The following is a 24,280-nucleotide window of genomic DNA, read 5'->3' as shown; positions in this document are numbered from 1 at the left end:
TTTATGGAAGTAGAACTCCGGCCCAGATGCCTACCAGGATCGCCATACCGATCCATACGTGCTGTTTGAACAAGGCGAACGCGATGGGCTGCGACACGGGGCCTCTCAGGAGGCGAACCTGCCGGCTCATGACCCATGCCGCCCCGGTCAGCGTGACGTAGAACGCCGGACCCAAACCGGTGAGCCATCCGGTAGCCCCGATCATAGCCAGTGTTCCGGCGAAGAAGCAGGCCACGGCCAGCCATGTCCGTGGACCGAAAAAGATAGCCGAGGACTTCACGCCGATCCGCTCATCGTCGTCGCGATCCTGCAGCGCATAGATCGTGTCATAGCCCAGGGCCCAGCAGACGGTGCCGGCATAGAGGAGCCAGACGGGCAAGTCCAGATGGTTTCGCGCTGCGGCCCAAGCCATGACCGCGCCCCAGCCAAATGCGATGCCGAGCACGGCTTGCGGAATTTGCACAAATCGTTTGGAAAATGGGTAGAGGACGGCCAACAAGAAGGCTATCGGACTGAGCAAGATGGTGAGACGATTGAGAAAATACAAGAGGCCAGCCGAGGCGGACAAGAGCAGGAAGGCAGTGACCAGTGAGGTCTGCACGCTCAACCTCCCGCTGGCCAGCGGACGTGTTTTGGTGCGCGCCACCTGGCGATCGAAGGAACGGTCGGCCAGATCGTTGAGGACGACGCCGGCGCTGCGCATCAGAAATGAGCCAAGGATGAACAGGGCCAGCAGCGTCAGCGAGGGACGTCCCTCAGAGGCCAAGACCAGGCTCCACAGAATCGGCCACAGCAGGAGGAGGGTGCCGGATTGGTTCCGAAGCCGAATCAAGTCGGCCAGTGGCTGCCAACGGGTTTGTTTTTCCCCGCACATGGGTGAGGAAAAGCTCTCCGGCGAGGGGGCTGGAACCATGCCGCTGACCTTAACGCAAGCAAGAAAACCCTGTCAATGTGGTGTCCACAGCAGCCGCATCCGGCCTTTGCGGTTGCCTTGCAGCGAGGAATCCGGTATAACCCTAACGTGTGGGCTCCGTCCACATTCTTGGTCCCCCTTCCCGCGCGTACACTCCGTATGACTCGCGTTGCTACCTGGCTTCTTCTCCTTGCGGCCTTCACCGGCTGCAGCGGGCTCACGTCGCGCCCCTGGTTCGGCGGCGATAGCCGAGGCTATTGGCTGCCTCTGACCGTCAATCTGCAGCTAGACCCTACAGTAACCAGCGCGGCATTCGACTATACGAACGCCTGCCAGCAACCAGCCACCCTGGTTTTTGGGGAGAAACTCACGAAATCTGTGACCCGTGAGGTTGGGATGGCCTTCGAGCATGTTATTGACGGGCAAACCAAATTAACCGGCAAAGAGCTTCCTGATGGAACCGTGCAGCTGGTTCTGGGGTTGAAAGATCTGCAGCTCTTTATTCCGCGTCATGAGACCAATAGCTATACGGCTGTCGTGGTGCTCGGGGGGACGGCGACATATCTGGACGGCAGTGGCTCCGTCGTCTATACGAAAAGCATTCGGACCGAAGCCCAGGGGAGCGTAGAGACGGAGCGGGGCAGTTGTGACGTGCAAGGGCTCGACGGCCTGGTCGCCAAGGCGGCGGCAACCTTGGCCCAAGGATTCAAGACGCACCTTGGATCATCCAGCCAGATTCGGCAGGCGGCGGCCGACAGAAAGCAGAGGAGCGGTCCTCCGGTAGCCACCGCAGGTGTGCCGACCCAGGCTCAGCCCATAGCAGTGCCACCTGCGCAACCCAGCGCCTTGTCGTTCCGGGCCATGCTGAGAGATGAAAGTCAGGATAACGTCTTGGAGGGGACGGAACGGGTCACGGTGGATGTCGAGGTCAATAATGCGGGCCCGGATGTCGCCCGAGGCGTGGTCGTTGCGCTGAAGGGCACTCCGGCCCTGATCCAAATGTTGCAGAATCCGATTCCGGTCGGTGACCTGCAACCGGGAGAGAGCAAACATGTCACGGTCAGCGGAAATCTTCCCCAGGTGCCCGCGGTCCAGCAAGCGGAATTGATCGTCTCTGTGGAAGCTCCAGGAGGTTTGACCGGCCCGCTCCGACCGAAGAAGTTCCTGGTCGCCTTGCGTCCCGCCAAGCCGGAGAGTGTGGAAGTATTGTCGGTTGACGTGGATCAAGTCCCCACGCCGGTCCGCGGCTACGAGCGAAAGAAGGCTGTGGCCCTCGCCATTGGAGTGGGAAGCTTCCGCGAGCCGGACATGCCAGGCGTAAAATATGCCGCCCGTGACGCGGAGGTTATGGCCAACTATTTTAAAGCCGTCGGGGGAATTCCTGCGAAACGCGTGAAGTTGCTGACAGATGAGCATGCGCTCAAGGACGATCTCGTGGAGGCTTTCGAAGACTGGCTTCCCCAGCAGGCGGAGGCCGGCGGGGTAGCCTTGGTGTTCTTTTCAGGCCGAGCGCAGGTGGACCCAGCCACCGGATCGGTTGTCCTGTTGCCCCATGAAGGGAATGTGGGGGCGCCGCTTAAAGGGTTTTCCCTGCGTCGTCTTCAGACCGCCCTGGCCAACCTTCCCGTGCAGCATGCCGTGGTATTGCTCGATGTCACGCTCGCGCTGCCGCCGGGTGCGGTCTTGCCGGATGGACGAGCCGACGGGGTCGATCCCGTCTGGGGCACACCGGAGGTATTGGACGGCAAGCTGGTGCAGATGATCGGGGTCAGCCGAAGCCAACTCACGCACCAGTATGAACAAGGCAAGCATGGACTGTTTACCTACTTTTTGCTCAAGGGATTGGCCGGAGCAGCCGATCGAGACCATAACGGAACTGTGGCAGTTGGTGAACTCTTTGAGTACGCGCAACGGCAAGTCTCCACGACCGCCAAGGCGGATTTTGGGAACGAGCAGGACCCGGCCTGCGTACCCGCCTTGGTGCCCACCGCCAAGGCCTGGAGTCTGCCTCTGGCTCGTGTGAAGTAGAGACCTCCAGCTCATTGACAGCCTGGTCCCGACCTGAGTAAGATTCCACGTTCTTTCTTGCCAGAGCAGCCAGATCGAGAGCCGGCGTAGCTCAGTGGTAGAGCAGCTGATTCGTAATCAGCAGGTCGGTGGTTCAATCCCACTCGCCGGCTCCAGCCAAGTAAGCGCTTTCCCTGCCGCTTCTATGTCTCTATGGCAGCTGTCTGTCCGTGATGGCCTGGGAATGGGAATAGGGCGAGAGAAAAAATTGACGTAGCTTTGCCCGGTTGGAGCTCTTATAATTCATCCGCATCGCTGTATTGGAGGGGGTGGTTTCAGTTTGTATCCAGCAGGGTGGTGCAATCCAACCGGTCGCTCCAGTCTCCCCACTATCGACTCCGGCGAAGCAGGGCGTCTTTTCGTCTGGACTGGCTGTTCTCCAGGTTCAGGTGAGAAGGGTGGCAGTCAAGACCCCCCTGGGACGATGTCAGGTATACGAGATGCCCGTACGAGGAGCCTCACAGCCTGAAACCAAAAGACGGTCCAGCAAAGGATTGAAGACGTAGATACGGCAGGTAGCCCACGTCGCTCGCAGGAGAAATTGCGCAGTGTCCCCTGAAACGCAAGGTTCAAGTCATGCCAGTGCCCGGCATGTCCTCTGGGTACCGTTCCTGGCCCTCCTGCAGGTCATCGTTACACATGTTCCCGTATTTGCCGAAATGCCGTCTCAGCAAGGGCCGGTGCAGACGGTGCGGGAGGAATCGGTCACGGAAGGGGTCAAGGCCGTGATCGAAGACGCACGAGCCTTGGTGACCGCTCCCTTGAGAATGACCGGGGAGGATTGGCTCAAGGCTGGGGCTGGGGCGGCGGTTGTCGGAGGCTTTGTTGCTGCCGATCACAGTATTCAGGACTGGGTGGACCGGAACAACAAGAGTGCGACGGGGAAAAAGGTGGCGGATGGTTTCAACACCTTCGGCAACCCGGTGACCATGGCGGGTGTCAATGTCGGCGTCATTGCGATTGGTCTTGCCAACCAGTCCTACGGGGGGGGCAGTTGGATCAAAGAGGCGGGTCTGGTCGGCCTGGAAGCCGAGGGATTTGCCGTGGTGGCGGCTGAGTTGCTCAGCAATGCAACGGGCCGTGCTCGCCCTGAGAAACATCAAGGCGCGACGAACTTCCGTCCGTTCTCCGGGAATACATCGTTCGGCTCCTCGCATTCGGCGGCCAGTTTTGCCGTGGCGTCGGTCTTTGCCGATCGGTTCGATCCTGCTATCGGCTGGTTATCCTATGGTGTAGCAACTGCCGTGGCTGCGTCACGGGTATACACGGACAAGCATTTTACCTCCGATGTCATCGTTGGCGGATTGATCGGTTGGGGTATGGGGAAATTTATCAGTCGGCAACATGCGGGGGATCCGGACGACTGGCAGATTCGTCCTCTGTCCCTGGAGCAAGGCGTAGGTACGGGTCTCATGATCGGGAAGCGATTCTGATTTAAGCGGACGAATCTATGTCGCCTGGCAACGTCGGCATGTCCCCATTGCCGCAGATCCGGCAGAGGTTCGCTTGCGCCTGGCACGGGGTGAAGGCGGCCTATCGAGCGGAGCAGAGTTTTCGTATCCAACTGACAGTCGCCAGCGTCGTCAGCTTGGCCGGGTTGATCGTCGGGCTGTCGCAAACGGAATGGCTGTTCATCGTCACGGCGGTTGGCATGGTGCTCTCGCTCGAGTTGTTGAATACCATGATTGAAAAAACGCTCGACCTGTTGCACCCGATGCAGCATGAAAGGGTGAAGTTCATCAAAGATGTGTCCGCTGCCGCGGTGCTCATCTCATCATTGGCGGCGGCCATCGTAGGCCTCATCATATTCGTTTGTCACATACAGTGAGTCCGCCTCAGCCTTGACACTCCGACGGGCGAACGATATCCTGCCGTTGCAAAAATGATGGCCATGGCCTTTCCCCAACGCACCACACGTCAGCAAGCAATAGGTCAGGGCACACCTGACTCTCCTCCGCAGCAGAAAGCTCCGTTGTTGATGCCGAAGACTTTGGCCGGAGCACTGCTACGGCTTTATGATGTGCCAGATCCACGCAGGCCGGACCGTCTTATTCGAGGCTATGACCGGCCGCATGCCTTGCGGACAGCGCGTATGTGCGCTGCGGTCGCGGCCGAATTGGGCCATTCTCACGACCGGTTACGCCAGTACCAAATTGCCTGTCTGTTGCACGATCTGGGGAGGACGGGCTTGGACCGGAAGCGGTTCGGGGCCATCTGGTCCTGGGCGCGTCAGCGTGGCATTCCCACCAGACCTCGCGAGTGGCGCGCAGTTCACCCGAATACGGTCTATGGCCGCGAGACAGAAGCGTTCCTCGTCCGATATGCCGATGACTTGGAGCGTGCCGGCATTCCCATGGACCGCTGGAGCGAGGCCCAGGTGGAGATGCGCCTCGGTTATGCGCGGCGCTTGGCCCGTCGTCTGCGCGAGGTTAAGCCGAAGTTGCTGGATTTAGGCATTCAGTGGGAGCCCTGGATGGCCAAGGTCATGCTGTACTATTATTATCCAGAGAAACTCGAAAGAGCCAAGCTCTGGGTGCGTCAGCTTGCCGAGGTGTTGGTGGCCTGCGAACAGTTTGAGGCCTACAGCAATCGCCGACGTGGAGAGGATTATTATACTCGCTCACGGGAAACCCTTGCTGAGGCCTTTGCCTATTTGGAGAGGCTTCGGCTCGAAGGGATTCTCTCAGATCCGGTCGTACGGACATTGCGGAATTTGGCTGCCAGCGGGGCGTTCGACCGGATTCTTGAAGAGGCCAGGGGGGGTGCGTTGTCGGCGCGTGAACGCCGTCTACTCAGACGACTGGCCGAAGGAGTGGTCTGATGCCGGTGAAGACCGTTCCGCTCCGCATTGAGATGCGCGGGGATGCACAGATTGAGAATGTGACCGGTCATGTGAAGCAGGCTTTGAGTGGGTCTGGCTTGCAGGCCGGTGTCGTGACGGTCTTCATCAAGCACACGACGGCCTCGGTTCTGATTATCGAGGATGAGCCGGGCATCCGAGCAGACACCAAGGCGGTCTGGGATCGGCTGATTCCAGCCGATCCGGCCTGGCAGCACAATACGCGTAATCCTGGTGAAAACAACGGACACAGCCACCTGCGGGCCCATTTGCAGGGTCCGTCCGTGACGATTCCTTTCTCGGCCGGAGCCTTGCTGCTCGGCACCTGGCAACAGATTGTGGTCATTGACTTCGATACCCGTTCACGCACACGGGATCTGGTCGTGCAAATCCTCGGTGAATAACGTTTCTGCAAGACTTTCTCCCCTCCTCGTCCTTTCTCTGAGCTGCCTGATCCTGGTTGCGGGGCTCTGTGGGGCCGGTGACGCTGGCGGCGATGCGCAGTCTAGAGCCATCACGCCCGCCCCTGAACTTTCTCCGGAAGAGCGCGCCACCATTGCGGTGTTTGACAAGTCGGCCCAGTCGGTTGTCTTCATTACCAATACCGGCATTCGTCGGGATTTGTTCTCGCTGAATCTCTTTGAGGTTCCTCAAGGATCCGGATCCGGGTTTGTCTGGGACAAGGCCGGACACATTGTGACGAATTTTCACGTGGTGTATGGCGCCGATCAAATCAACGTGATCATGGCAGATCGGACGGACCACAAAGCCAAAATCGTCGGTGTGGATCCGGATCACGATCTGGCGGTGCTGCAGATCAAGGCATCGCCGGATTTGCTGGTCCCGATTCCGGTCGGTACCTCAGGTGATTTGAGGGTGGGGCAAAAGGTGTTGGCCATCGGTAATCCCTTCGGCCTCGATCACACGTTGACGACGGGAGTGGTCAGCGCCTTGGGGCGGACGATCAAGTCCATGACGGATCGGACGATTGACGGAGTGATTCAAACCGATGCGGCGATCAATCCCGGCAATTCAGGCGGTCCTCTTCTGGACGGCGCTGGACGGTTGATCGGAATCAATACGCAAATCATCAGCCCCAGCGGCGCCTATGCAGGAATTGGATTTGCGGTGCCGGTGGACACAATTCATCGCATCGTGCCCGAGCTGATCCAACATGGGAAACTCATCAAGCCAGGACTGGGCGTGACATTGATTCCGGACGCGATTGCCCGGCAGTGGGGCATCAAGGGCCTGGTCATCGGACGGGTATTACGCGGAGGGGCGGCAGAGCGAATCGGCCTCAAAGGTGTGCGAGAAAGCTTCGGCGGTCGCATCGAACTCGGAGACATCATCGTTGGGATCGACGGACGGGCCGTTTCAGAATTGGATGAATTCCTGTCGGTGCTGGATCGGCACAAAGTGGGTGACCGGGTATCGGTTGAGTACCTGCGTGAGGGGAAGCGTTACCAGGTAGCAGTGACGTTGCAGGTGGTCGAATAGCGGGGGCGGCCCACAGAAGGCCTCCACGAACGACAAAGGCGACGAGTCGGTTTTCCGCCCAGTAGCAATCTTCATTTTGCCTCGGTCTCTGGAAAAATCCACAATGGCCTCCCTGTTCCGTGGCCAGTATCCTGATCATGGGGTTGGACTGTACGGCAGGCGTGGTGAAGGTTCCGAACGGGATAAAGGGATCGTCCTGCGAGGCTATGATCAGTGTCGGAACTTTGATTTGGTGCAAGACATGTCTGGCGCCGACCCGTTCATAATAGTCGTTTGCGTCGGAGAATTCTCCGTGGAATGCGGTATACCGGTCATCGAACTCACGCAGAGAGCGGGTTCGGTCGAGGGATGCCAGGTCGAACTTTCCGGGAAAGTGTGCGGCCTTGCGGCGCACTCGGGCCTTCAGTCGAGTCAAGAAATAGTGCTGGTAGAACCAGTTTGTGGGTTGCTCTAAGGCCGACACGCAGGCGGCCGGGTCGATATTCGGACAGACGGCGACGATCCCTTTGAGCGAAGGTAGCCCGGTCCCTGATTCCCCGGCCATCTTCAAAACCAGGTTGCCACCCATGGAGTAGCCCGCCGCCCAGATATCATCGACCCCGTCCTTGTCGGCCAGCTCGCGGACTACGGCCGCGACGTCGCCGCTCATTCCAGAATGGTATAGCGTCGGAGTCAGGTGCTCTGTCCCGCCGCAATTCCGTTGGTTGAGCCGGATCACATTCAAGCCGGCGCGCCAAGCCTTGTCGGCGATTCCGAACATGTAGTGCGAGTCGCTGCAGCCTTCGAAGCCATGGACGAGGATGAGCGTCCTTGCGCGCCGACGCAACGGTTGCCAGTGACAATAGCCGAGGAGCTGAGAATCCGGGGCGACCGTAAAGAGCCTGGAGTGATTCGGGATATCGATCGGCGGCGGAGGGCGCCACCACCTGAGCCTGGGAAGGACCGTCATCAGGTGTGGGTGAAAACAGAGCGGGTGAGGGTGGAAGTCGGTCCAGGCCATATTGTTCTTGAGGGTGAGTCTATCATGGGATACGAGAGGAAAAGCTAGTCGGTTGCACAGCCAAAAGGATGTCTCTGGCAGGTGGGATCCCCGGCGCTTTGGCTACGTGCCAAAAAAAAGGGAGCGGCTCATTCGAGCCGCTCCCTTAACTGCAAAGGGGCAGACCTTAGAAGCGGTCGCGACCGCCGCTGCGGCCTCCGCCGCCGCCACCGAACCGGCCTCCGCCGCCGCCACCGGTACGGGGCTCCTGGGGTTTCGCCTCGTTCACCGTCAATGTCCGACCGTCCATTTGGGTGCCGTGCAGCGCCGCAATCGCAGCCTTGGCTTCTTCGGCTGTGGCCATTTCCACGAAGCCAAAGCCCCTGGACTGCCCGGTGAACTTGTCCGTGATCACACGCGCGGACTCGACCGCTCCGTGGACGGCGAACAGGTCGTTCAACTGAGACTCGGTTGCCGAATAGGGCAGCCCGCCCACATAAATCTTCGAACCCATGGGGTTCCTCCTTTGAGAGAATGATATTGTCTTGGACTCGAGAAAAAAACGACAGGAAGGAACGGGCCGAAGGCGCGAGCGCTGAGGCGACTTAGGTCTGGCTTCCGATCAAATTCCCGGACAAAACAACATCGGTTGAAGGCCTTACTTATTCCTGCTCCACCACAGGCCCTGCGCGATGAAGTCGATACACCGTAGCATGCTATGGGCCTAATAGCAACCACTGTCTTTCCAGCCCTTACCGGGTGGCGCCTCGCCGGCTTGGACGCGCGGCCTCTGCGGGTCGGTCGGCGGTCCCGTGCTTCCCGCCCTGGGTCATTGGCTGAGCCCGGGCGCCTTGCCCGAGCGCGCGACCGGCTAGTGCCAACCCTTGTCGGCGGATCTCTTCGATGGGGACGGTCGGCCGATCCTTGATGGATATCCCCAGCCCCCATTGCTCCATCTTGATCTTCCGCTTCGGAGTGCCACGCTTTGCTTTGAGGAGATGTTTACCGCCAGGCCATGCCATGAAGCCTCCTTCGGCTGTCCGTCTTGCGTGATGTTGAGATGATGGATGCTGCTACTGTCTCTTCGCCGTCAACGCTGCATGTGCCGGTGCCCACGATTGTCGGGTGCAACAGGCAGGTTCGGCCCAGACCAGACCAAGTAGGGCGGCTCCTTGATGGCATTGGCGCTGTCCGGAAACTGGCGCTGGGCATAGTGAAACGCGATATCCTGTGCCTCGCGGCAGGTTGGTGCCTCAAGATGGTCCGACAGGGCGCGGAGATCCAGTTTTTCCTTCTTGCAGGGAACGGACAGATACAGCTCGCAGGTAAAACTGCCGGCTCCGGAATATTGGGAGCTGACCAGTAGCTGAGAACCATCTGCAAAGGTGACGATCGGTTCGACATTCATTTTCCCCATATGCGATCTATCCTTTTGGCCCGCGCCTAAGCTTAGGCAGGCGCTTGTGGCTGGGGCACAGACACCAATGGCGTATCCAGGACAGCTCGCCGCCCATGGTATGCGCGGAGAAGAGCTCGGCCGTAGGAGCAGCGCGTCCCAGGGAATCGGTCGCGCAGGAAGCAGGACTGGCGGTACGGAAGCGCGAAAGATAGGATAGTGACCGTGGCTCGTACGGTAAGGCAGTCTACCACATCTCCGGCGTAGTAGCTATCTGTAATGATTCTCGGAAGTCTTTGAATTTTCAGCAATTGTCATGGTATTGCACCATCTGTTTGCTCAGTGGGTGATGGAGAACGCCCTCAAAGTGAGTCCGAGTGAGCCCGGTAAGAAAAGCCCCACCGAGAACTCGACTACTCTGTCGCGCCACTCATGCAACATAGCATGCTCCGATATTGGTGCTGTACCGTGAAGGAGGCGCTTCGCTTCTGACTTGACCTGAGCTCAATCCTTCATCTTCAGGGGGCAGCGGGTCAGCGTTTACTCCGTTTCCGCTTGGAATCACTAACCTCAGCCAGGTAACGAGGTCTGGTCCGGTCCCGTACCGGTTCATGATGGCCGATCCGATTGGCGGTAATGCCGGGCTCGATGACTTCACCACAGAGGAGACATTGCCAGCCGGCCAAGGACTGGCAGTTGGTCATTTTCCCGGTATCCTCCAGGCGAATCGGGCCCATCAGGCCTTGGCAGCGTGGGCAGGTCATCGGCTGTCTCCTTGGGCGGCGGGTGCAGTACTCAGCGCAGAAGCTGTTGAGTCGGGACGGCGGAGACCAGGGGAATCAACCGCACGAAAACGGCAAGAAAGCGCGAGGGATAAGGTGGGCGACGCGACTCTCACAATGCCATAGTCTATCACACTCGAGAGGGGGGAAACCGGGAAAGGAAAAGGGCTGCATCTGGTGTGGAATGCAGCCCTGGTGGAGTGGCTCCCTGGGAGGGATCAATCTGGGCACTGGGTCTGCAGCATTCGTATGGAGAAGGGGATAAGGCCGATTGATTAAGAGCGGGACAGGATATTTCCCAATTGCTTCATTTTGCGGCGGTTCTCAAGTGTTTATTGCAAATTCTCGCGTTTCTGTGGATTCCAGGAATTCTATTAATTCTAGCGATTCGGACTATTTGGGATGGTATTGATCGCACCATGATTCATAACGAGAAAACCCTACCCAGTGTGAGCGAGGCTTCTCCACAGCCAGCTAGAATGGATAATCCACCCCCACGAAGGCATTGCTCCCGTCACGTCCGTAGGAGATATCCAGCCGGCCGACCACATGAGGCTTGGCCATGACACGGATACCCAGCCCCGGATTGATCTGAGTCTGGGTAAAGGTGAAATGCTGGCGGGTCAAATTGGTCACTTTCCCCATATCCAGATTCGGCGCCAGCTGCATCTCGATCTTGTGATCCATGATTTGCACCTCTCGCACCCGAATCCGTTCCTCCAGGTTGATAAGAAAGGCCTGATCGCTGATGAACCGGTTGAGACCGAAGGCGCGCAGCGTCGTTTCACCACCCAACGTGGGGCGTTCGTAAAAGGGGATGTCGCGGGAACGAGTCTTGTCAGTCCGCACCACGCCGTCGGCGAGAAAGCGGACGACGAATACCTTCGTGTCCCCATCGTGAGGCAACAAGTGCCGGGCATCCAAAATGAAATGTACCCAGCGGTTGGGGTCATCGTGCTGGACGTTAGAAACCATCTCCGTTGAGAACAGGGCATACGTGCCCTTGATGGGCGTGAGCTGCGAGTCCCGGGTATCGTAGAGCAAGGACAGTTTGCCACCGGTCAACTGCGCCCCCTCTACGCCTGGCGTACGCGGGAATCGCACCGAGGTCTGTGGCAAGGTTGGAATGATGCCGTTCTCCACCCGTACATCCCGGTATCGCCCAGTCAGGATCATAGAAAGGTCAGGACTGAGGTTCAGCCCAATATAGGCATTGAGGTTTGTTTCCCGTGCTGTGTAATCGGTCTCATTGTTTAGCCTGGCCCCGTTCCCGAAGCCGAAGAAACGGGAGAAGGGGTTCTTGAAGAAATTCACCTGTCCGCCCAGGATGTATCGTCCCCCTCCAGCCCCAAGGTCCTTGTAGCTGAAATCGAAATTCTTTTGCACTCGTTCCGCATAGTTCACGATGGCCCGGTACTGCACCGTATCAGAGCGGTAACCGTAGTAGTTCATGGTCACGCTGCTCCCCACATACTGGTTGTAGAGGTACTGGGGTGCGAAAATGTCGTCGATTTCCCCTTTTTTGTTGGCCTTGAGGATCGGCGCGAGGGTCCCGACGTAGTAACTCTCGTTCCGGGAATAGCCGAAGGCCGGAAGCGGGAAATAGGTGTAGTCTCCACTGCTGAACAGGGAAGCCAGATCCGGTTCTTGTGGCGAGACGACACGGCCTTGCCGCCCTTCAGACAGCGACGTCTGTTCACCAGCCAGGGGGGCCGGCGGTCCGAGTTGAGGGGGCGCAGGAGACGATTCGGGGCCTGGCTCCGCATATGTCGGGTCCCCGAGCAGGAGCACGCAGATGAGGAAAACCCAGATTCCCCAGATCATGAGGCATACCGATGACGAGCAAAACAGGATACTTCGTACATAGATGGACGGGGTGCTATGTTGGGAGCCTAAGCTATGGACAAGGGAGAGACATCGCTTTCATGGACATACCCAATGCCAGTAATGGGGTCGTGGAAGGAGTGGACGTTGTTGCTATCCTAGAACCGGTGAGCGTGATGGAAGCACCAACCTGCGTTGTACGAACAGAGCTACCTCCTCTCAACCGCCGTGCAAGTTTGAATTATAAGGAAGCGCGGTGGCCTACGCCACACAAATTTTGGACTGTCCCTGCTCAATTTCCGGACAGCGTACATATGGAACAGAGAGCCGGAGGAAATATTGCCAGAACGGCCGCGCAGGACTGGCCACGACGGAGAGAACCAGCACTTCTGTTGTTTCTATCCTTTGCGAACGATTCAGTTTCACCGGCGCAGATGAGTGCCTGTCGTCATCAAACACTGATCACGTGGGAGGCCGCACCACCCCTCCTAGACCTTTTCTAAATCTGCCAGAAGCCCCTTGAGATCCCTTAGAATCTGCTCCACTCGTGGGTCAGAGGGCTGGCTCTGATGAAGGATTGACTCCGTCTTTTGCCCATCAAGTGGATTTTGGCTACTGACGTGCCCGTCATCGTTCTGGTCCCCTGTAAGACCCTGTGGACTGTTGAAGGTATCCTGCGCACTTGCGCTCAGGCTAACACTTTGCGGCAATTTCAGCGCATCTTCGCTCCCATCGCCATGGTGTCCCACCATTGCATGGCTATTGTCATCTTCGTCGTTCCCCTCGTCATCATCTTCGTTCTCAGACTCCTGCTGAATGTCCCGGCGGTCTACTGTGAGGCCGCGAAGATTCTGCTGCAGATCTGTGGCTGACGGATTGCACGCACAGTTTAGGTCAAGAGCGGACAGGCCGGAGGCGGTGCTTGGTACGGTTGACGAAGTCGTTTCCGCTTTCGCCTGGGCCGCAGAAGAAATGGTGACTGAGTCCGTCGGCTTACTCGGCGGAAGCGCAGAAGCAGAGACTGGTTTCGCCGGAGGGGGCCCAACTTTATTCATAAATTTGGGACTTGGAGGGAGAGGGTGACCCACGGGCTGTGGACCGAACGGTTTCACGGGATTCCAATGGGGCCCAGGTATAATCATACGGAGCTTCTCCTTTCACAGCCATGTGGTGAATGTACACTGACGGACAGCGAGTCAGTTAACAGCCTGCCTGCAAGATGTATAAATGGGAATTGTTCGTCAATGCGTGAAAGCACACCCTATGCCATCGAAAATTTGTGGCTAGGATGAATATTTCCACACAATATTGTGTATACCATGAGCCGTTTGACTGAAGAACCTAGGTAAAGCCTGCCACGAGGTGGCAATCTTTTCCCATGCCGACGAGACAAGATCAGATCGATGTCTAAATAATACGGAAGGGCAGGCCAGGTGGAGCTAGGGCATTGGCCGTGCTCGGATGCCGAAAGGCACCGGGCACGGCATAGCCCCCCATGTCAGTAACACGGGGGGCTATGGATACATAGCCACTTTCTTGTGGTCCTTTCTAATATCGCCGGCGGTAACGCGGGCGCATCTTGGGGGGAGTAGGGGGGTGTCGTAAGACTCCCCCTTTTCTGTTTGTAGAGGGGTCTTGCTGCTGAGGATTGCTAATGAAGTCTTCGAGGAAGGCGAAGATTGCGGAGCCGATTCTTGTGCCTTGACATATTCGTAACTAAATGGTAACGATACGGCCATGTGGAAACGTAAGAGGCCAGCGCCTGCACTTCCCCAGTTGGAAATGCCTGACTTGCCAGGCCTGCCGCGCAACTGGGATATCCTCTTGGAGTACCTTCGCCAGCGACGCTACACCTCTGGGGATGTCGAGACCTGTATTGGCGTGTCGCGTAAGGTCCTGATGGACTGGAACCGGGCCGGCATTCTGGCCCAACTGTATCAGGGACTGGGGGCCGGTCGTGGGGATGAGCGGTTTGGAAAATGGAGACTCTTTTCAATCTTCGATATTTGGACCCTTGGGTTTTATAAACGGTTCCGCGATGAAGGCATCTACTTCGAGCGGTTGCGAGGCATGAAGCACAAGGCGAAGGATAGCCGGGCCTTCGAGGGCGAAGCGATTCAGTGGTGGTTGTATCAAGCCCTGCCCTCGTGGGTCCATCGACAGCCCTTCTGGGTACACACCGATATGCGAGGGTTACTTGCCTCGACGCCGATTGAACGAAAAACCCAGGCCAGTTATCTCATTCGTATCGGCCATCTCGAACCGGAAACGACGGATCTCTTTCTCACCCTGAACCTCTTGCCGATCATGGACAAGGTGCTGTCCTTGCGAGGCCCCCTTGCACTCACGGTTGAGAGATCCAAGGGCCTGGTTATCCGGGTCGAGGGGGAGGCGCTGTGCCTCGAATCGCTCCCGAAGCCCGACGAGGATTGAGCATGGAACGCGAGCCGTACAAGCTGCTGCTCCATGGTATCGATACCGTCCAATGCGCCTATTTTCTTGTCTCGCCACCCGCGCAGGGGATTCCCTTTGCGCACCTGGGGATGGAAAAGGAAATGCTGCGCCATTCGAAGAGCCGGGAGCCGAAGGCCGTAACGCTGGGCGGGATGGAGTTCATGCTCCATCCCTACGGGAGCCCTTCCGGCTATCCATTTGTCCTAACCAATGAAGATTTCAAGATCGAACTGGGCGAGTTCAATACCCCGTCGTGCTTTGTGACCTTTCGCAGCCAGGGGCTGTGGCGGGACACGGCGGCGGGGCTGCATGAGAAGTTCTTGCGATGGGGGATGGCGTTGGGGTTGGTCCCGCATCGCCCGGAAGGCCTCTCGCGGGTAGACTTCAGCTTCGACTATCACGTGCCCACCGTCGATTTTACGGCGGATGCCTTTGTGAGCCTCTCGACCAAAGATAGCCAACACCGCGAAAATGGAACAATGCAGACCTTCACTCTGGGCAAAGGGGATATTGTCCTGCGGGTCTATGACAAGGTGGCGGAGGTCAACCAGAAGAGCGCCAAAGTCTGGTTCTATGACCTGTGGGGCCAGTCGGAACACGTCTGGCGCATTGAATGGCAGGTCAGAAAGCCGCTGCTCCGCAGTGCCGGGATCACGACCATGACGGACCTCTATACCCATCAGGGCACCTTGCTCCGGTATCTAGCCGAAGAACACGATACGCTCCGTTGCCCCACGTCAGATAGCAACCGCTCCCGGTGGCCGTTGCATCCGCTGTGGGAGGATTTGCAGCAGCGCATTCGAGCCCTCCCGACTCTGGAGCATCGCATACAGGACGGGCAATTTGCCGTGCTGGAAGAGCGTCTGATGCGGATGACGATTAGTATCTATGGCTATCTCAAGCGCATAGCTGCGATGGAGTGCGTCCAGAACAGACAACCCATGCTCACGGTGGAGGAGGCGATCGCGCACCTGGGCACCCGGGTCCATAAGGTCCATGAGCGGATGACCTGGGAGGCCGACGTGCGACACCGGATCAAGGCCATTGAGCTGGGCGAATAGTGACCAAGGATCAGATCTTGATCCTGCTGAAGGGACGCCTGAACAAGGTGTTGCTGGTGGCCGAGTCATGCCTCCCGGAGCCTCAGTTTCGGGCGTTTCGAAAGATTGCTTTGGATGAGTTTGGGCGAAGCGGATTGGAAGGGGAGTTGGAGCGGTTGGAGCGGGAAAGCGAGCAGACGGAACGGAACGGACCGGGCCGGAATTGACCACGCAGGAAAGGTGGTGCCCTATGTTTGGCTGACTCCAGACCATCCATTCGAGTGACCTTGAAGACCCGTGTGAAGATCGAAGACGGTCGAGTTTCCGTGGACGAACTGGCATTATTGGAACAGCATCTCCCAGACCTGATCAAGCAGGTCTTGACCCAGACGGAAGGGAGAGAGGAGTAGGGCTATGATCGTTGCGCTCTATGCTCGGGTGTCCACCGTGAGACAGGCGGAAAAAGACCTGTCGATCCCGGATCAGTTGCACCAGATGCAGGACTGGTGTCGCCATCAGGGCCATCGGGTGGCGGTGGAATACATTGAGCGGGGTGCCTCCGCCACGGATGACCGTCGCCCGGAGTTTCAACGCATGATCGCAGAGGCCGGTGCGGTGCCGTCGCCGTTTGAGGCCATTGTGGTCCATAGCCAATCGCGGTTCTTCCGTGATGCGTTGGAATTTGCGCTGTATGAACGTCAATTACGGCGGGCGGGGGTCCGGTTGATCTCCATCACCCAGCAAACCGGAGACGATCCTGCTGGGCAAGTGGCCCGCCGGATTTTCAGCATCTTCGATGAGTACAACAGCAAGGAGACGGGGAAGCATACGCTACGGGCCATGCAGGAGAACGCCCGGCAAGGCTACTTTAACGGGTCCACGCCGCCGTTTGGGTTTCGCACGGTGGAGGTGGAGAGTCCGGGGAATTCCGGCAAGAAGAAACGGCTGGAGGTACACCTGGCAGAGGCAGCGGTTGTCAAACAGGTGTTTGATCTCTATTTGCGTGGGGCGCAGGGGCGGATCGTCGGCATTCACGGTCTGGCGGCCTATCTCAATCAGTCCGGGGTGACGGTTCGGGGGCGTCGGTGGACCAAGGGCCGTATTCACGAAATCTTGGGGAACCGGGCTTATATCGGCGAATACTATTTCAACAAGTGCTACAAGCGAACGGGGACACTTCGCCAGCTCAAGCCGCTCTCCGAATGGGCGCTTATCAAGGTCGAGCCGATTCTGAGCGACGAGGTCTTTGCACAGGCCCAGCAGCTCCTGGCGTCACGCTCGCCGGGGGTGATTCCTCCACGGGTGGTCAATTCTCCGACCCTGCTAACCGGCCTCCTGCGCTGCGGCCAGTGTGGGGCGCGTATGACATTGGCGACCGGGAAGAGTGGGAAATACCGTTATTACAAGTGCACCAATCGGATTACGCGCGGGGCCGACAGCTGCGCGAGTGGGAATCTCCCGATGGACAAACTCGACCGGCTGGTGCTGGAGGCGCTGGCGGATCGGGTCTTTGTCCCTGGGCGCGTGCGGGCCATGTTAGAGGCCTTACGAAAACGGCTGAGTCAGGCCCGGACCAGTGACGATGGACAGATCAAGCAGTTGACGCAAGAACTCAAGAGCCTTCAAGGCCGGTTGGATAAGCTCTACGAGGCGGTCGAGCAAGGGCTCCTGCCGATGGATGCCACGTTGACCGAGCGGGCGCACAAGCTGCAAGTTCAACGACAGGCCCTGCTAACCGAAATCGCGGGACGCAGGCGACACCGGGACCTCCCCCAGGCCATCCTTGCCCAGAAGCATATCCAAACCTTCTGCACAACTCTGCGGGCCAAGCTCCTGGATCAGGCCTCGGGCTTGGGAAAGGCCTATCTCAAGCTCCTGGTCGAGGAAATCCGCTGCCATGGGAGGGAAATTCATCTGAAAGGGAGTTATGGAGCGTTGGCCCAGGCGGTGGGAGAAGCGAAACCGGGCACTTTTGGCAGGGTGCCCAGTTTCGGACTGGATTGGCTCCCCGGGCAGGACTCGAACCTGCGGCCACCTGATTAACAGTCAGGCGCTCTACCAACTGAGCTACCGGGGAACGCAGTCAACGCCATCAGAAGAATCTTTAGCCTGAAGCTATCGGCAAGGCCCGATATTAGCATAGTTGACGGATTGAATCGCCAGGTTTTATCGCTGGGGCGCGTGCACCCCGGTCCAGAGGGAACAATCGGCACTAGACGTCAAACGTCCCCGATTCATCCTCGTCATCGGCCGCGTCGGAGGTACCCTCCGAGAGCCCGGCAAAGTGGCGAGCCCAGGTGATGTAAAGATTTCCGCTGTCACGCATGGCGTCAGCACCCTTGGCGAGCTTGCTTGCCAGTTCGGGGTCCTTCCCAGTTGCCTCGATTTCAGCGGCACGGTGCTCCAGGACTTTGGGGAACCGATTGAGCAGGGTCGTGATCTCCCCTAGCAACTCGCTCGCCACATTGTCTTCGTTCGTCATAGAGCCTCCGCATTCCCTGGGCCTCAATAAAAAACCCCACAGCGTTGGCGCCATGGGGTTTCTTGGTCTCTTGGTACCGCGCGGGTTGTCAGCCTTGGTAGGCTTGCCCCAGGCCTGCGGACTCACCCTTGTGGGACATGAGCGCGCCGCTCGAGCTGACCGCCTGCATCTCGATCGCGTTGTGCTTGGCCGCGTTACAGACGACCACGCAGAGCTCGCAGCCCTTGCAGCGGCTGATATTCACCTCCGCCACCATCTTGGTCACGTTCAGGTCCAGACAGTTGGCCTCCGGACAGTACATGATGCAAAGACGGCAGCCCTTCTTGGCCACACACTTCTCGTCAATCACCTGCGCGATATTATACATGCGTCTGGTATCCCCGTTCGTTACGCTGCGGCCATGGCCGCCACTTGCAGTTCAAACTTGTTCTTCTCGGCCCATTCGACGCCCATTTCGTAGGCCCGTTTGACCGTGGCGAGGTTTTTGGCCAGCAACATTTCCTTCTTGGCGAATTTTTTCTTGATCGCTTCGTCCAGGGTGGCCGTGCCGCCGGAGGCCACGAACTTCTTTCCGAACCGCTCCTGGAGGGCCAAATCAAGCGCGTTCATAGAGACGCATTTGGTGATTCCGGCCACCGACCCGATCATGGTCATGTTCGTGGACAGTTCAGTGCCCGCGACGTCCAGGGCAATCTGCGTCCCGTTGATGTAGAACACGGCCACTTTGAGGTCCTTGAGCCGCTGGATATCCTCCTCGGTGAGCAGGGGGGCGTCCGAGTTGATGATCACCAAGCCGCCTTCCTTGATGCCGGAATAGAAGGGCATCGTATAGCTCTTGCCCATCGTGACCACCTGGGGGTGAAACACTTGGATCACGTCCGGGAACACCAGTTCGCCCCGGTCGTAGATGCGCTCGATACCGATCCGGCAGTAGCTTTCCGCCGGCGCCATTCGCTTTTCGGCGCCAAAGAACGGATTCGAAATGGCAAACCTGCCGTCCTTCGACGCGGCCATGGCCATCACGTGCGCCGCGGTTACTGCACCTTGCCCGCCCAGGCCGGACATCCGAATGTTGAGTCGCTTCTTGATCATGTGTGCTCTCTCCTGCGCCGGATACCGTTAGGCCTGAGCCGCCAGTTGTTCCTTGGCGGCAGCCTTCTTTTCCTTTTCCTTGGCGGCGATTTCCGCGAGCAACTGCTTGGCCGGTTCGCTGACGTACTCTTTGTAGGCGAAGCGTTCGGTCGGCTTTTCCGAATCCCGCATCTCCTGGAGGCCTTCCATGCTGTTCTTGCCGATTTCCAGGATGCAAGGAGTGTAGAGCTGGATGTATGTCGGTCCGATCTCCCGGGCGACGTGGACTGCGTTCCTGATGACTTTTTCCACCACCGATGGCTTGCTGACCGTGCATTGGATCACGTAGTGGCAGCCGGACTCGCGGGCGATCTCGGGCAGCCGTACCTTTTCGAACTGCTTGCCGACCGGCGCCATCTTGGCCACGAAGCCCTTCTGCATCAGCCCGCTCTCCTGGCCGCCGGTGTTGGCATACAGCTCGTTGTCGAAGCAGATCGTGGTGAACTTCTCCTGACGAAACCAGGCTTGCAGGGTCATGTCCAAACCGATGTCCACCGTGGCCCCGTCGCCGGCCAGCACCACCACGTCCTTGATCCGGCCCGGGAACCGCACCGTCAACGCCCGCTTGAGGCCGGAGGCGATGGCGTTCTGGTTGCCGAAGAGCGAGTGGATGTTGTGCACGGCCACGTGGGGGAATACCAGGCTGGTGCAACCGGTGGACCCCACCATGACGGTGTCTTCCGGGTTGGGCAGGGAGGCCAGGATGTACCGGAATGCCATGGATTCAGGGCAGCCGGCGCAGAGCGAATGCTCCTCGATCAGCTCCTTGGATGTCCCGATGTCTTTCCATCCTCGGGATTCATTCCCATAGGTGGCCCGATTGACCAAGTCTTGGTATTCGGGCGGCATGATCTCGTAGAACTCCGGCGCGATTTTTATCCGCTCTTTGCTCATGGAAGCCTCCTCTCAGGGCTGCTGTCGATCGTCGGTGACTGTGCGCGAACCGGTCAGCTGCTACGGCTCAGCTTCCACGACCGGCAAGGGCCGCGTTGCGGATGCCGAGCGCGTTCTTGATCTCCGACACGATGATCTCCGGGGGCATCGTCATGCCGCCGCCCACGCGAGGGCCGGAGACCACGCGGTCACTGTCCGGGATGCTTGCCTTGATCTCACGGGCCATCCAGCCCACCACGTTGAACTCCGGCACGATGATATGCTTGGCGTTCTTGGTGGCCTCGCGGATTTCCTGCCAGGGCCAGGGCCGCAGAGACTTGATCTTGACCAAGCCCACGCGGATGCCCTCGTCGGCCAATAGCCGGATGGCCTCCCGTCCTTGCGACACGGCGGTGCCGGAGGAGACGATGATGATGTCGGCGTCGGTGTTCTCGGTCTCGATCAACCCATCGATCCACGCGATCGTGTGCTTGCGCGACCGTTCCACCGCCGCCCAGACTTCCTGCTGCCAGGAGGCGTGGGTGGCGTAGCTGATGTAGTTGCTCTTCATCACGAAGGGATCCCGCATCATTCGGACCGGGGGGCACTCCATATCCATGCAGGGCACCGGCGAGCGGTAGGGGTCATAGGGCGGCAGGCACATGTCCACCGGCGTGAGATTGACCACGTCCTTGGTGTGCGTCACGAAGAACCCGTCGCAGCAGAGGGCCAGCGGCAGGTGCACATCCGGCTCCTCCGAAACCATGTAGCCCTTGAGAATCCAGTCGTAGAAGTCCTGGGCGGTTTCGGCGTGCCAGACCAGCATGCCGGTGTTGAGAAGATAGGCGATCTCCAACGTGTCGGGCTGGATGGAGAGCGGGGAGTTGATGCCGCGACAGGTCACGATCATTTGGATCGGGAGCCTGGCTCCGGCCCACATGGGGAAGTTCTCCATCGCCCGCATCGTGCCGGGCCCTGCGGTGGTCGTAAACACCCGCGCGCCGCCGAAGGCTGCACCGGCGCACTGTGACATCACGGCAAACTCGCTCTCGCCCCGGAAGTATTCCTTTACGTACCCTTCCGCGAACAGTTCGCCGCACAGGGCGGCGGCCTCGCTCTGGGGCGTAATCGGATAGGCGACCATCACGTCCACGTTGGCGCGCCGGACGGCTTCCTTGATCACTTCACTGCCCGTGAAAAAGGACGGGGTGCGGGGCGCCTCGAACATCATCTTCCGGGCATCCGTGATGACCTGCCCCTTTTTATTTATCGTTCCGATCGGCGAATGATTGTCCATGGACCCGGCCTCCTTATCCGTAGGCCCCGCAGCTTGCTGCGCGGCGGTAATGGCTCAGGAACTGCTCTGCGTCAGTTTGAAGACCCGCTCTTGGATACCGTTTGCGAAACCTTGACGGTCCCTTTGAGCTTGCGCACCCACTCGGCCAGTTTCATGATTTTTTCCACGGAGGCATCGCGGAACGAAAGCATGGCATCCTCGTGCCCCGCCTGAGCGCACATGGCGACGGTATAGCAAGACGTGCCGCCGCGGATGATTTTCAGCGACAGGTTGGCCTGGTGGCAATGCACGCCCACAAACATGCAGCAGTCGATCTTGTTGTGCCAGATAGTCAAATTCGGATGGTTTGGGTTGATTTCGACTTCAGGATTGATCTTGGGGTACTTGGGCCGGTAGTCGGGCATCGGGATGAGCATGGCGTGCTGTTGTGGGGTGACGCACTCCTTGAGCGTTTCGTACAGATGCCGGATTGCCGTGGCCTTTTTGGCGGCTTTTTCGTTCCAGGCCCACAGGACCAAGGGGCCCGGGAAAATGGTGGGGACTTTAGCCATTAAAAACTGGCGGGCCGCTTCTTCGTAGGCCTTCTCCTCAGGTACGATGACGCCGTGGATATGGGCCTCGCCAGGATTCGGCAGCCTGATGCCCATGGACGCCGCCGCCGGCGGCAGAAAATGTTCGGGGCCTGGCATTACGCGGTATTGGTTCATGCGACTTCAGCTCCTATCGCGGCTCCGTCTTCGACGGATCGGCGTCAGCAAAGGACCAATTCATAAAACGAGAGGAGGCCTCTGCTAATCTTTCCGGCCTCATATCCCCCCTCCCGGAAACGTCAATCTTGCGCGGTCCGAGAGTCAATGATATCTCATATATGCTTTTTCGTCTGTTTTCCGCAAGCTCGCAGAAGGCCCACCCTCTAGAGATTAAGGTCCATGATATCTAGTCCTTATGGGTCTTTTGAACTAAGCCGCGCCAGCGATCAAATGTCAGATTTGACGCCGGTTTTGAACGTCCGAGTATAGCTGTTCTTTTGCGCGGTTGTCAACGAACGGCAGGGCGCTCCGGGCAGGCTATTGGAGGCCGGAACAGCCTTCTTCCGAGCCCAGAGCGCAGGCCCGCTCCAGGTCATCCTTGGCTAGCCGCCCTTGGAGGAGGCGTCGGTAAAGCTGGGCCCGTTGAGTAAACAGGGCCGGGTTGGTCGGGTCCACCCGGATGACTTTGCCGAGGTCCTCCACCGCCCGATCCAGTTCCCCCAACTCCGCATAGATCTGGCTGCGCAGCAGCAGAGATTCTTTCTGTTGGGCCAGCCAACTCGGCGGCAGGTCCGGTTGGAGGACTTGCTCCAACGTGATCAGGGCTTGCCGCCACTGCTTGGCTGCGACCTGCCTCCTGGCGTTGGTGGTGAGCAAGGCAATCAGTCGCTGCCGGGCGACATCGAAGAAGGGGTCCATCTGCAAGACCTGGGAGTATTCCTTGGCTGCCTCATCCGGCTTGCGCTGCCAGGTGAACACATCCCCTCGTCCCAGGATCGCCCAAGTACTCGTGGGATCGAGTGCCGCCGCTCGGTCGAAGTCCTGAAGGGCCTGTTCGATATAGCCGTTCAAATCGGCTTTGGGACCGGCTTTCGAAAAGGTCACGGCGGCGATCCGCAAATAGGTCTGTCCGCGAATAATGTAGGCGTCCACATAGCGGTCGTCGGCGGCCATGGCTTGCGTGGCCAGATCAATTTTTTCGGGGAGGCTGCGGGTTTGAAAGGCCGCCCGCCCGAGTCTGACTGCCTCCCGCCGATTTTTGGGTATGACCCTGATGCTGTTGGCTTGCAGGTCGGTGGTGTGCAGCTGTTTTTTTAAATTCTCGAGCTGGTTTTTGAGCTGGCTGTTTTCCGTTTGGAGCTGCTGATGATGCTGGGCCAACAGTTCGTCGGATTTCATCCGCTTGACCGCGTCCGCCAGCATGTCCACGTGTACGGTGCAGCGGATCTTCACGTAGAACGTCAGCCGGCCGTTCTCCAAGGTTTGCCGTTTGTCGAGGAATTCGGTTTCCGTCACGGCGGATGAAATCGTGCGCACGCTGAGCTGGTTGAGATGTGAGGTGGTGCCGTCGGCATGGGTTTCGACGTCCGTTGAGGCGGCTTCGACATAGACACCGGCCTCTTCCACGGCCTTGCGTTTGGCCCGCATCAGCACGGCCTCTTCGGCCCCGGTCAAGGTATCGGCATCGCCCATGACATAGCTGGCTTCCGCGACGATGACCTTGGTCGGCTGGGCCGGGACTGATTGGGCCAGGGCCGATGTGCTGGGAAGGACGAGGGTGATCGCGAGGGCGATTTTCAGGTAGGGTGTGCCCATGAAGCGGACCTTCGTGCGCATGTCCGTCTTGTGAGCGGGCGACTCCAGCGGTTAAGACGTCGCCGCCCCGTCCTTCGGAAAAACCTGCAGGAAGGGGTGGACTTCAAACCGAGCAAAAACGCCGTGGACCACGTAGGGGTCCTCCCGGATAAAGGCTTCGGCCTCCCCGAGCGACTCCGCCTCAATCACGATGAGGCTTCCGGCCTGGTCGGTGAGCGGGCCGGCCAGTACAACCCGTCCTTCGGCATCCAGAGCGTCCATGCGGGCCAAGTGGGCCGGCCGGTGCACTTTTCGTTTGGCGGCACCCTCGGGTCCGTCGAAACCAAGAATGACGAATTTCATCTGTTCCGCTGCGCTT

25 protein-coding genes, 2 tRNA genes and 1 pseudogene are annotated in these 24,280 nt (G+C 58.8%); 12 read left to right on the top strand and 16 right to left on the bottom strand.

Features of this window, described 5'->3' with window-relative positions:
• Position 1 precedes the first annotated feature (1 nt).
• Positions 2 to 913 (bottom strand): 4-hydroxybenzoate octaprenyltransferase, encoded by a 912-nt coding sequence (locus EPO61_05370; protein TAJ09490.1) that lies wholly within the window; start codon positions 911 to 913, stop codon positions 2 to 4.
• A gap of 159 nt (positions 914 to 1,072) precedes the next feature.
• On the opposite strand from EPO61_05370, the gene EPO61_05365 reads away from it, so the two are divergent.
• From EPO61_05365 to EPO61_05335, 7 genes are all read left to right on the top strand, one after another.
• Entirely contained in the window at positions 1,073 to 2,941 is a 1,869-nt protein-coding gene (locus EPO61_05365) for a hypothetical protein (GenBank protein ID TAJ09489.1), read from the top strand.
• 80 nt (positions 2,942 to 3,021) lie between these two features.
• Positions 3,022 to 3,096, top strand: a tRNA-Thr gene (locus EPO61_05360).
• A 543-nt stretch (positions 3,097 to 3,639) separates the two neighbouring features.
• A complete protein-coding gene (locus EPO61_05355; protein ID TAJ09488.1) occupies positions 3,640 to 4,413 on the top strand; it encodes a phosphatase PAP2 family protein in 774 nt (257 codons plus the stop codon).
• Between the two features lie 17 nt (positions 4,414 to 4,430).
• Positions 4,431 to 4,808 carry a diacylglycerol kinase family protein gene (locus tag EPO61_05350; protein TAJ09487.1) on the top strand — a complete coding sequence of 126 codons (378 nt, stop codon included), beginning with the start codon at positions 4,431 to 4,433 and terminating at the stop codon, positions 4,806 to 4,808.
• Positions 4,809 to 5,072: 264 nt separating this feature from the next.
• Positions 5,073 to 5,801: a hypothetical protein gene (locus tag EPO61_05345; GenBank protein ID TAJ09486.1), complete on the top strand. Its 729-nt coding sequence runs from the start codon at positions 5,073 to 5,075 to the stop codon at positions 5,799 to 5,801.
• Positions 5,801 to 6,223 carry a YjbQ family protein gene (locus EPO61_05340; GenBank protein TAJ09485.1) on the top strand — a complete coding sequence of 141 codons (423 nt, stop codon included), beginning with the start codon at positions 5,801 to 5,803 and terminating at the stop codon, positions 6,221 to 6,223. The genes EPO61_05345 and EPO61_05340 overlap by 1 nt, the downstream gene beginning before the upstream one ends.
• The gene (locus EPO61_05335) at positions 6,216 to 7,319 is read left to right on the top strand and encodes a trypsin-like serine protease (GenBank protein ID TAJ09684.1); all 1,104 of its coding nucleotides are present in this window, start codon (positions 6,216 to 6,218) and stop codon (positions 7,317 to 7,319) included. The genes EPO61_05340 and EPO61_05335 overlap by 8 nt, the downstream gene beginning before the upstream one ends.
• On the opposite strand, the gene EPO61_05330 is transcribed toward EPO61_05335, so the two are convergent.
• The 6 genes from EPO61_05330 to EPO61_05305 all read right to left on the bottom strand — a co-directional run bounded on the left by EPO61_05330 (position 7,168) and on the right by EPO61_05305 (position 12,300).
• Positions 7,168 to 8,319, bottom strand: a complete 1,152-nt coding sequence (locus EPO61_05330) for an alpha/beta fold hydrolase (protein ID TAJ09484.1) — start codon at positions 8,317 to 8,319, stop codon at positions 7,168 to 7,170. The two genes, EPO61_05335 and EPO61_05330, sit on opposite strands and share 152 nt — an antisense overlap.
• A gap of 166 nt (positions 8,320 to 8,485) precedes the next feature.
• Positions 8,486 to 8,812: an RNA-binding protein gene (locus tag EPO61_05325; protein ID TAJ09483.1), complete on the bottom strand. Its 327-nt coding sequence runs from the start codon at positions 8,810 to 8,812 to the stop codon at positions 8,486 to 8,488.
• Positions 8,813 to 9,050: 238 nt separating this feature from the next.
• On the bottom strand, positions 9,051 to 9,320 hold the full coding sequence (locus tag EPO61_05320) for a hypothetical protein (GenBank protein ID TAJ09482.1): 270 nt from the start codon (positions 9,318 to 9,320) through the stop codon (positions 9,051 to 9,053).
• 68 nt (positions 9,321 to 9,388) lie between these two features.
• The gene (locus EPO61_05315; GenBank protein TAJ09481.1) at positions 9,389 to 9,715 is read right to left on the bottom strand and encodes a hypothetical protein; all 327 of its coding nucleotides are present in this window, start codon (positions 9,713 to 9,715) and stop codon (positions 9,389 to 9,391) included.
• A gap of 512 nt (positions 9,716 to 10,227) precedes the next feature.
• On the bottom strand, positions 10,228 to 10,458 hold the full coding sequence (locus EPO61_05310) for a hypothetical protein (GenBank protein TAJ09480.1): 231 nt from the start codon (positions 10,456 to 10,458) through the stop codon (positions 10,228 to 10,230).
• Positions 10,459 to 10,950: 492 nt separating this feature from the next.
• Positions 10,951 to 12,300: a hypothetical protein gene (locus tag EPO61_05305; protein ID TAJ09479.1), complete on the bottom strand. Its 1,350-nt coding sequence runs from the start codon at positions 12,298 to 12,300 to the stop codon at positions 10,951 to 10,953.
• A gap of 1,881 nt (positions 12,301 to 14,181) precedes the next feature.
• On the opposite strand from EPO61_05305, the gene EPO61_05300 reads away from it, so the two are divergent.
• The 5 genes and pseudogenes from EPO61_05300 to EPO61_05280 all read left to right on the top strand — a co-directional run bounded on the left by EPO61_05300 (position 14,182) and on the right by EPO61_05280 (position 17,837).
• Positions 14,182 to 14,733 (top strand): hypothetical protein, encoded by a 552-nt coding sequence (locus EPO61_05300; protein TAJ09478.1) that lies wholly within the window; start codon positions 14,182 to 14,184, stop codon positions 14,731 to 14,733.
• 2 nt (positions 14,734 to 14,735) lie between these two features.
• Positions 14,736 to 15,815 (top strand): hypothetical protein, encoded by a 1,080-nt coding sequence (locus EPO61_05295; protein ID TAJ09477.1) that lies wholly within the window; start codon positions 14,736 to 14,738, stop codon positions 15,813 to 15,815.
• On the top strand, positions 15,812 to 16,021 hold the full coding sequence (locus tag EPO61_05290) for a hypothetical protein (GenBank protein TAJ09476.1): 210 nt from the start codon (positions 15,812 to 15,814) through the stop codon (positions 16,019 to 16,021). Before EPO61_05295 ends, EPO61_05290 begins: the two co-directional genes overlap by 4 nt.
• 187 nt (positions 16,022 to 16,208) lie before the next feature.
• Positions 16,209 to 16,658 (top strand): annotated as a pseudogene (locus EPO61_05285) (recombinase family protein).
• Positions 16,659 to 17,156: 498 nt separating this feature from the next.
• The gene (locus EPO61_05280; GenBank protein TAJ09683.1) at positions 17,157 to 17,837 is read left to right on the top strand and encodes a hypothetical protein; all 681 of its coding nucleotides are present in this window, start codon (positions 17,157 to 17,159) and stop codon (positions 17,835 to 17,837) included.
• Here EPO61_05280 and EPO61_05275 read toward each other — a convergent pair.
• From EPO61_05275 to EPO61_05235, 9 genes are all read right to left on the bottom strand, one after another.
• Positions 17,796 to 17,871: transfer RNA gene (locus EPO61_05275), tRNA-Asn, on the bottom strand. The genes EPO61_05280 and EPO61_05275 overlap by 42 nt on opposite strands.
• A 135-nt stretch (positions 17,872 to 18,006) precedes the next feature.
• Positions 18,007 to 18,276 (bottom strand): hypothetical protein, encoded by a 270-nt coding sequence (locus tag EPO61_05270; GenBank protein TAJ09475.1) that lies wholly within the window; start codon positions 18,274 to 18,276, stop codon positions 18,007 to 18,009.
• A gap of 88 nt (positions 18,277 to 18,364) precedes the next feature.
• A complete protein-coding gene (locus EPO61_05265; GenBank protein ID TAJ09474.1) occupies positions 18,365 to 18,643 on the bottom strand; it encodes a pyruvate ferredoxin oxidoreductase in 279 nt (92 codons plus the stop codon).
• A 20-nt stretch (positions 18,644 to 18,663) separates the two neighbouring features.
• Positions 18,664 to 19,368, bottom strand: a complete 705-nt coding sequence (locus EPO61_05260; protein TAJ09473.1) for a ferredoxin oxidoreductase — start codon at positions 19,366 to 19,368, stop codon at positions 18,664 to 18,666.
• 27 nt (positions 19,369 to 19,395) lie between these two features.
• Entirely contained in the window at positions 19,396 to 20,301 is a 906-nt protein-coding gene (locus tag EPO61_05255; protein TAJ09472.1) for a ferredoxin oxidoreductase, read from the bottom strand.
• Positions 20,302 to 20,368: 67 nt separating this feature from the next.
• The gene (locus EPO61_05250; protein ID TAJ09471.1) at positions 20,369 to 21,577 is read right to left on the bottom strand and encodes a ferredoxin oxidoreductase; all 1,209 of its coding nucleotides are present in this window, start codon (positions 21,575 to 21,577) and stop codon (positions 20,369 to 20,371) included.
• Between the two features lie 71 nt (positions 21,578 to 21,648).
• Positions 21,649 to 22,284 carry a carbon monoxide dehydrogenase gene (locus EPO61_05245; GenBank protein TAJ09470.1) on the bottom strand — a complete coding sequence of 212 codons (636 nt, stop codon included), beginning with the start codon at positions 22,282 to 22,284 and terminating at the stop codon, positions 21,649 to 21,651.
• A gap of 360 nt (positions 22,285 to 22,644) precedes the next feature.
• Complete coding sequence (locus tag EPO61_05240; GenBank protein ID TAJ09469.1) at positions 22,645 to 23,943, bottom strand: hypothetical protein; 1,299 nt, start codon at positions 23,941 to 23,943, stop codon at positions 22,645 to 22,647.
• A 30-nt stretch (positions 23,944 to 23,973) separates the two neighbouring features.
• Positions 23,974 to 24,264, bottom strand: coding sequence for a hypothetical protein (locus tag EPO61_05235; GenBank protein ID TAJ09468.1), 291 nt, complete (start codon positions 24,262 to 24,264; stop codon positions 23,974 to 23,976).
• Positions 24,265 to 24,280 lie beyond the last annotated feature (16 nt).

The sequence above is a fragment of the Nitrospirota bacterium genome, from assembly GCA_004296885.1.
In the GTDB taxonomy this organism is placed as follows: Bacteria; Nitrospirota; Nitrospiria; order Nitrospirales; family Nitrospiraceae; genus SYGV01.
The sequence above is the reverse complement of the archived record's forward strand: the minus strand, read 5'-3'. Positions and strand labels throughout refer to the sequence as shown.